The sequence below is a fragment of the Salipaludibacillus sp. CUR1 genome (assembly GCF_021028955.1).
Taxonomy (GTDB): domain Bacteria; phylum Bacillota; class Bacilli; order Bacillales; family Salisediminibacteriaceae; genus Salipaludibacillus.
Genome location: NZ_JAIWPE010000056.1, coordinates 1 through 6,936, shown reverse-complemented (window position 1 = coordinate 6,936; position 6,936 = coordinate 1). Strand labels below are relative to the sequence as shown.

Sequence of the window (6,936 nt, the reverse complement as noted above, 5' to 3'; positions counted from 1 at the left end):
TTTGTAGAGGATTGGGAACAAGTATTGGTCTCTCCTCTACAATAGGAGCTTTTTTTGTGTTTGTAAACTCAAAATTACATTATATTCCATTCATGCAAGGCTACTGGGTCTGACCCCTTTTTTTGTGATATTCTGGAGACATATCATTTTTGGGGAAGAGGTGAAGGAAATGAGCCGTGAGATAGATGAGAAAGATCCGCGGTTTAAGGTGGCTAACCGGGAAGCCCTGATCGGGGTTGGACTTGTTATTTTTAATTTTTTATGGTGGTACGGATTTGCTTACGGCCTTGGTTCCCGGCCCGTTGAGGAGTATACATATGTACTGGGAATGCCTGCCTGGTTTTTTTATAGCTGTGTAGTGGGCTTTATCGTTATGGCTGTCCTTGTAGCCGTGGTTGTTAAAAGTTTCTTTAAAGATGTGCCTTTTGATGACCCGGAGCCTGATAAGGCCGGTAAAGAAGGCGCAGAGGAGGATGCTGAATGAACTGGTCTGTTGTTATTCCTCTGATTATCTTTTTAATTTCAATTTTTGCCGTCGGCTTCTGGTCGTCCCGCTATCTGAGAAAAACGAATAATTTTTTACAGGAATATTTTCTTGGAAGCCGTGAACTCGGCGGCTTTATTCTGGCAATGACTATGATCGCTACATATGGAAGCGCCAGCAGTTTTATAGGTGGTCCGGGAGCAGCGTATACCCAGGGACTCGGCTGGGTGCTGCTCGCCATGGCTCAAGTAGCAACGGGCTACTTCGTTCTTATGGTTCTCGGGAAAAAATTTGCGATCTACGCGCGTAAATATAAGGCCGTCACCTTAATTGACTTTTTGAGAAAGCGTTATGGGGAAAGTAAATGGGTCGTATTTATTGCAGCCTTCAGTATTATCGTCTTTCTATTTTCAGCGATGGTGGCCCAGTGGGTTGGAGGCGCCCGTTTAATAGAGTCACTGACAGGCCTGAATTACACGTCCGCTCTGTTTATCTTTGCTGTAGCGGTACTCCTTTATGTCATTATAGGGGGCTTCCGCGCGGTGGCGCTGACGGATACAATTCAGGGAGTCGTCATGTTCTTTGGAACGTTGATTATTCTCATAGGAACAATAATCGCAGGCGGGGGCATTTCGAATATTATGTCGGATCTCGCAGCAGAGAACCCTAATCTTATCACGCCATTTGGCCATGACGGCGGTTTAACGCCGGCTTATGTTTCGTCTTTCTGGATTCTTGTAGGTGTCGGGGTGCTTGCTTTGCCGCAAGTGGCAGTTAGGGCGATGTCGTACCGTGATGCAAAGTCGATGCACCGGGCGTTAATTATCGGAACGATTGTTGTAGGTTTTATTATGCTCGGGATGCACCTGATCGGTGTTTTTGCACGTCCTATTATGCCGGGCGTTGACGTTCCGGATTCAGTGATGCCGATGATTACTATGGAAGTACTGCCGCCGTGGCTCGCCGGAATTGTCCTGGCGGCTCCGATGGCAGCGATCATGTCCACCGTCGACTCGCTTTTACTGATTGTCAGTTCGGCTGTGGTAAAAGACGTATATTTAAATTATATGAACCCTGAAGCAACGGATAAAAAAGTACGGCAAATCAGTTTCGGGGTCACCTCAGTACTTGGGATTCTCATCTTTGCAGCTGCCCTCAGTCCGCCGGATCTGCTCATATGGATGAATCTGTTTGCCTTCGGAGGTTTGCAGGCTGCGTTTATCTGGCCGGTGGTCATGGGACTGTACTGGAGCAAAGCCAATCAATATGGCGCTATAGCTTCCATGCTCGCCGGGATAGGATCCTATGCTGTGATTCACAACGTCCAGCCCAATATATTCGGCGTCCATACCGTTGTCATGCCAGTGCTGCTCTCATTAATTGTCTTCGTCAGCGCCAGCCTGCTGACCAGGCACAAAACTGGAAATGAATGGGGGGTCTGACCCCTTGAGCTGGGAATAAATGGGAGGGTGACCCCATCCCGGGAGCTTCTGCTTCCGGGATTTTTACTTTTTTAGCTATTATTCCTAAAAGTATATTTTTATAGTTTTTAAGTTTCTTATGTCCTAAAATGGAGAATTACTGGCTGTCTCGTCCTCTCATTGGTAATACACCGATTTTCAGATTGGGTTACGATAGAGTTCAATCTAAAAAGGGGGTTATTACCAATGGTTAAGAAGCTGTCGGTGTTCGTTGGGATTGTGCTGGTGTCTATGTTTGTCTTCAGTTCAGTCGTTTACAGCTCACACGTGCATCAGTTGAAAGCGGAAAACCGTGTTTTGGAAGCTGACAGCAGGGACAATTATGCAGATGTGTCTATGAAAGGTGCAGACAGCCACTTAATATATAATCCTGGAGCCTGGCCGGTGCCCCACCGTGAATTCATATATTGGGGCCCCGGGGTCGAGCGTTATCCGGGTAAATTCGGCACACATTATCATTATCCAGTCTCGCAGCCTCACAGGTTCGATTATCGGCCTGTTTATCCCTCTACCTATGATCAGCAATTTAAAGGGCGTGTCTACAGAACATTAGATGAGAGGATATTTTCTCTATTGGATGAATTGAGTGCAGTCGGTATGATTGCGTTATACTTTCTAATCAGAATCATGTATACAAACTGGTTCCGGCCGCAAAAAAAGAAGAAACAGCCCCGTTTAAGGCTGCCATTCTAACAATGGCAGCTGTCAGAGGCTGGATTGAAAGAATAGTAACCATAAAGAGCCGAACAAATCTTACGATATCCAGATTTGTCCGGTTCTTCGTTTTATACTTACATAAGATGAACTTTTACAAAGAATAAAGGCAGTTATTTCAGTCCGCCAGGCGGGCGCTTGCCCAGGGGGCTTGTCTTCAGCTAAATTCAGCTCAGCTAGGGGCTTCGTTGAATTGGATCTTCAGACTGCGCATAATCCCTTGGGCGTCGCCACCTTCTGTCCTTCCTTCTGTCCTTCAATGACAGAATTTAAAGCAGTGGAATAAAAGGAGTGATTTCAGTCCGCCAGGTGGACGCTTGCCCAGGGGCTTGTCTTCAGCTAAATTCAGCTCAGCTTGGGGCTTCGTTGAATTAGATCTTCAGACTGCGCATAATCCCTGTGGCGTCGCCACTTCTGTCCTTCAATGACAGGATTTAAAGCTGTGGAATAAAAGTAGTAATTTCAGTCCGCCAGGTGGACGCTTGCCCAGGGGATTGTACTATTAATAAGAAAATTCATTATTGGCGAAGGAGGAAATCAAAATAATAGAATTATACTTACATACATAATCTTTCCTGTATATTCCATAAATAGCCTGTCATAAACTCAGGTCGTCTTCTTTATAAATAGATTGAAAATTCAATCTATTTCCAAAATGTAGTATAATAAACAGTAGAAGTATCTTCAGTTCCGCTTTTTGGCGCTGTTATGCTTTAAAAGTGATTATCCATCCTTACCTTATCACTTCGCCTTTTCCCGCAGGGCGGCCCTGGACCTTAGGCGTTTAGGAAGTCTTTGCCGGGAAGTGACTAGAAAGGAGCGGCGCGGGCAGCTTACCCGCAGGGCCTTCATAATTTTAGGAATATCACTTTATTAACCACAGGCTTAAATGAGCCTGTTGATTAAGGGGGGACAACTACAGACAACTACAAGGGAGGGATGTTGCTCTAACATCGAAAAAGCCAAAGCTCTTAATCAGAACTTTGGCGGGAAAATAACTCTTTAATTATGAATTATTGAAAGTCGGGGACACTGTGCTGGTTCGGTAAGTCTCTCGCTGCAAATTGCTCTCCACCACTGAATGAAACAAATCCGCCAAGAAACATAGTAACGATCGCCACACTCATTAAATATTTCTTCATTCTCACACCCCCTTTCAAAGTATGTAAGAAACTTTTTAACGTCATAATGTTACTTTTTCCATGATGTGAGTAAAACTAAGTGGGAGGTAATTGGGATGAATTATGACTTAATTGGTGTAAATATTAAAATGTTAAGAGAGAAAGCGAAAATGTCTCAAACCGAATTAGCAGAAGGCATTTGTACACAGGCGCAAATCAGCCGGATTGAAAAAGGTGAAGTCATTCCTCTCAGTTCAACGTTATACGAAATATCAAAAAAGCTTGAAATCGATATGAATGAGTTTTTTAATATGGCTTCTTACAAACGGTTTGACTATATTTCCACTGTTAAAAATGAGATTAGAAAAGCGATCAGAAACAGAGATTATGAGACGGTGTATGAATTAGTGACTTGCGAAAAAGAAAATCCTGTTTTTTCTTCTATTGAACATCAGCAGTTTTTACTGTGGCATGAGGGCGTGGCCATGTATTATCTCAATAAAGGATTTAACCGGTCTATCGAATTACTGCTGCTTACCTTGGAAATGAGGAATCCAACGCTTTATTCAGCAATGGAAATAGAAATAATGAACAGTATCGGGATCATTTTCAATGAAGAAAAAGAGTTCGAATTATCTGTTCAATATTATGAACGCGCGCTAAAAGAAATGCATAAACTTCAAAAGAAAATAGAGCTGACTAAAATCAGGATTTATTACGGACTGTCAAAATCCTTGACGGCGTTAGGGAGACACAGGGAGTCACTCAATTATGGGAAAAGGGGCATAAATCTTTGTGTACAGCTGGAAAGTTTATATTTGATGGGTGAATTGCATTTTCAGGCAGGGATCAATTGTTTTTATTTAAAACACTATAAACGATCCATGATGCACCTTAATAAATCATTGCTGATTTTTGAGATTATGGATAAACAGGACTATGTCATGATCATTAAAGAAAATATTGATGAATGTTTTCCGGTGTGAGGAGTGATCCAGGCATGACCACAGTTGCGAAAAGGCCTGACAGAAGCAGGCCTTTTAATTGTGCCGTAAAAAAAGGAGGAAATAGCGTTTTCTCTCTAAAAATGCATGCTGTCCGGATGTGTGCCCGTCACAGGCCTGACGGCATAGAACAAATAGCCCTATCGGCCGGTCTTCCCTTGGGAGGAGAAAAGCCGGACAGAATCCTTCACTCGGCGAATAACAAATTATTCACTATTTTACCTCTATATTCCAGAAGAAGACACCCCCCTTAAGTCCCTTATCCTCAATTAAAAATGGGTGCCAGGAGTATATTAACTACTGTGTCATTGGACCTGCCCTGCCCTTAAATACAGTATTTACCAAATAATAATACCTTTCATTGTATTAACTTTTACTATTAAACTTTTCAAAAAAGAATTATAATCAGATTATAGAGAAAATTAAGTTTATTGAAAGGAGGAACTATTAAAAAAGTATTATAAAAGGAGGGGAAAGTGATGGTAGAGAACTTAACACCCATTATTATTACATTTATTGTTTATTTAGTTGGGATGATGGCCTTAGGGGTAATTGCCTATAAAATGACTGACAGCTTATCTGATTACGTGCTCGGGGGGAGAAGACTCGGAGCTGGAGTGGCGGCATTATCTGCCGGGGCTTCAGATATGAGCAGCTGGCTTCTGTTGGGACTTCCGGGTGCATTGTATGCAAGCGGGCTTGTTGAATCCTGGATTGCGATTGGTCTTGCAGCGGGTGCAATTATCAACTGGCAGTTTGTTGCAGGGCGTCTTAGGTCTTATACTGAAGTGGCCAATGATGCGATTACACTTCCGGATTTCTTTGAAAACCGTTTTGGGGATGAATCAAAGTCCCTTCGTGTTGTTTCAGCTATTTTAATTTTATTGTTTTTTACTTTCTACACGTCTGCAGGTCTTGTTGGAGGAGCGGTATTATTTGAAAGCACCTTTGGGTTAGACCAGCAGGCTGCTTTGTGGATTGGTGCAATCGTAATTATCGGCTATACCTTTATGGGCGGGTTCCTTGCCGTCAGCTGGACTGACTTTGTACAGGGGATCCTTATGTTTTTAGCGCTGATCATTATTCCAATTGTAGCAATTGTGGATTTCGGAGGATTCGGCCCGACCTTCGATCAGATTCGTACGATTGACCCTAATAATCTGAACCTTATGGGCGGCGTCGGACTAATTGGTATTATTTCTTTAATGGGCTGGGGACTTGGTTATTTCGGCCAGCCGCATATTATTGTCCGTTTTATGGCTATCCGTTCTATGAAAGAAATTCCTAAAGCAAAAACTATCGGTATTTCCTGGGTTGTTCTTTCTATGTTTGGAGCGGTGATGACCGGGTTGGTCGGTATTGCTTACTTTGCAGATCAGCCACTTGATAACCCTGAAACGGTCTTTTTAGCCTTCACTCAAGTATTGTTCCACCCTGTTGTTGCAGGGGTTTTGCTGGCAGCCGTTCTAGCAGCGATTATGAGTACGATTGACTCTCAGCTACTTGTATCCTCATCGGCTTTAGCAGAGGATTTCTATAAAGGGATGATCCGTAAGAACGCTCAACAGAAAGAACTCGTTCTTGTCGGCCGATTCGGCGTGCTGGCGATCGCTATCGTCGCTTTACTCCTGGCGCAAAACCCTGACAGTACGGTTCTGGAACTTGTCAGCTATGCGTGGGCGGGCCTCGGAGCAACGTTCGGACCGCTTGTCCTGTTCTCCTTGTTCTGGAAGCGGATGACACGAAACGGTGCCCTTGCAGGGATGATTTCGGGCGGATTAACAGTTGTTCTCTGGATTCAGATAAAAACAGAAACCGGGTTCTTCTCTTTATATGAACTTGTCGTAGGATTTGTCATCTCGTCAATTATGATCGTTATATTCAGCTACATCGGTCCGCCGCCAACTAAAGAAATGGAAGAGGCATTTGAGAAAGCGAAAGAGATGGACCGCAACAGATAATTATAAGATTCCAGCGTCCACCTGGATGGTTCGAATAGTAACGAGCATAAGAAAAGAGGCTGGGACATAACGGTCTCTGAAAAGTAAAAAAAGCTTCCGATTATCATAAATGATGGTCGGAAGCTTTTTGTTTGATTATAAAAATGTTTAGGGCTCTTTCTTGCGGTGTAC

The 6,936-nt window shown here is 43.4% G+C and carries 6 protein-coding genes; 5 read left to right on the top strand and 1 reads right to left on the bottom strand.

Annotated features, from left to right (window positions below; all coding sequences use genetic code 11):
• The first annotated feature begins 169 nt into the window (after nt 1-169).
• The 3 genes from K8O68_RS11340 (at nt 170) to K8O68_RS11330 (ending at nt 2,658) form a co-directional block, all read left to right on the top strand.
• Entirely contained in the window at nt 170-484 is a 315-nt protein-coding gene (locus K8O68_RS11340; protein WP_230897005.1) for a YhdT family protein, read from the top strand.
• A complete protein-coding gene (gene panF / locus K8O68_RS11335; protein ID WP_230897004.1) occupies nt 481-1,926 on the top strand; it encodes a sodium/pantothenate symporter in 1,446 nt (481 codons plus the stop codon). Before K8O68_RS11340 ends, panF begins: the two co-directional genes overlap by 4 nt.
• Nucleotides 1,927-2,151: 225 nt before the next feature.
• Nucleotides 2,152-2,658, top strand: coding sequence for a hypothetical protein (locus K8O68_RS11330; RefSeq protein ID WP_230897003.1), 507 nt, complete (start codon nt 2,152-2,154; stop codon nt 2,656-2,658).
• A gap of 1,034 nt (nt 2,659-3,692) precedes the next feature.
• Here K8O68_RS11330 and K8O68_RS21455 read toward each other — a convergent pair.
• A complete protein-coding gene (locus K8O68_RS21455) occupies nt 3,693-3,821 on the bottom strand; it encodes a hypothetical protein (RefSeq protein WP_255717163.1) in 129 nt (42 codons plus the stop codon).
• 95 nt (nt 3,822-3,916) lie between these two features.
• Between K8O68_RS21455 and K8O68_RS11325 the strand changes: the two genes are divergently transcribed.
• Together K8O68_RS11325 and putP are read left to right on the top strand one after the other, a co-directional pair.
• Nucleotides 3,917-4,786: a helix-turn-helix domain-containing protein gene (locus K8O68_RS11325; protein WP_230897002.1), complete on the top strand. Its 870-nt coding sequence runs from the start codon at nt 3,917-3,919 to the stop codon at nt 4,784-4,786.
• 497 nt (nt 4,787-5,283) lie between these two features.
• A complete protein-coding gene (gene putP, locus K8O68_RS11320; RefSeq protein WP_230897001.1) occupies nt 5,284-6,765 on the top strand; it encodes a sodium/proline symporter PutP in 1,482 nt (493 codons plus the stop codon).
• Nucleotides 6,766-6,936: the final 171 nt, after the last annotated feature.

What these genes read in the sequence shown, in the direction of transcription:
- K8O68_RS11340 (WP_230897005.1), top strand. Translation starts at nt 170, where the DNA reads ATGAGCCGTGAGATAGATGAGAAAGATCCGCGGTTTAAGGTGGCTAAC.
- K8O68_RS21455 (WP_255717163.1), bottom strand. Translation starts at nt 3,821, where the DNA reads ATGAAGAAATATTTAATGAGTGTGGCGATCGTTACTATGTTTCTTGGC.
- panF (WP_230897004.1), top strand. Translation starts at nt 481, where the DNA reads ATGAACTGGTCTGTTGTTATTCCTCTGATTATCTTTTTAATTTCAATT.
- K8O68_RS11330 (WP_230897003.1), top strand. Translation starts at nt 2,152, where the DNA reads ATGGTTAAGAAGCTGTCGGTGTTCGTTGGGATTGTGCTGGTGTCTATG.
- K8O68_RS11325 (WP_230897002.1), top strand. Translation starts at nt 3,917, where the DNA reads ATGAATTATGACTTAATTGGTGTAAATATTAAAATGTTAAGAGAGAAA.
- putP (WP_230897001.1), top strand. Translation starts at nt 5,284, where the DNA reads ATGGTAGAGAACTTAACACCCATTATTATTACATTTATTGTTTATTTA.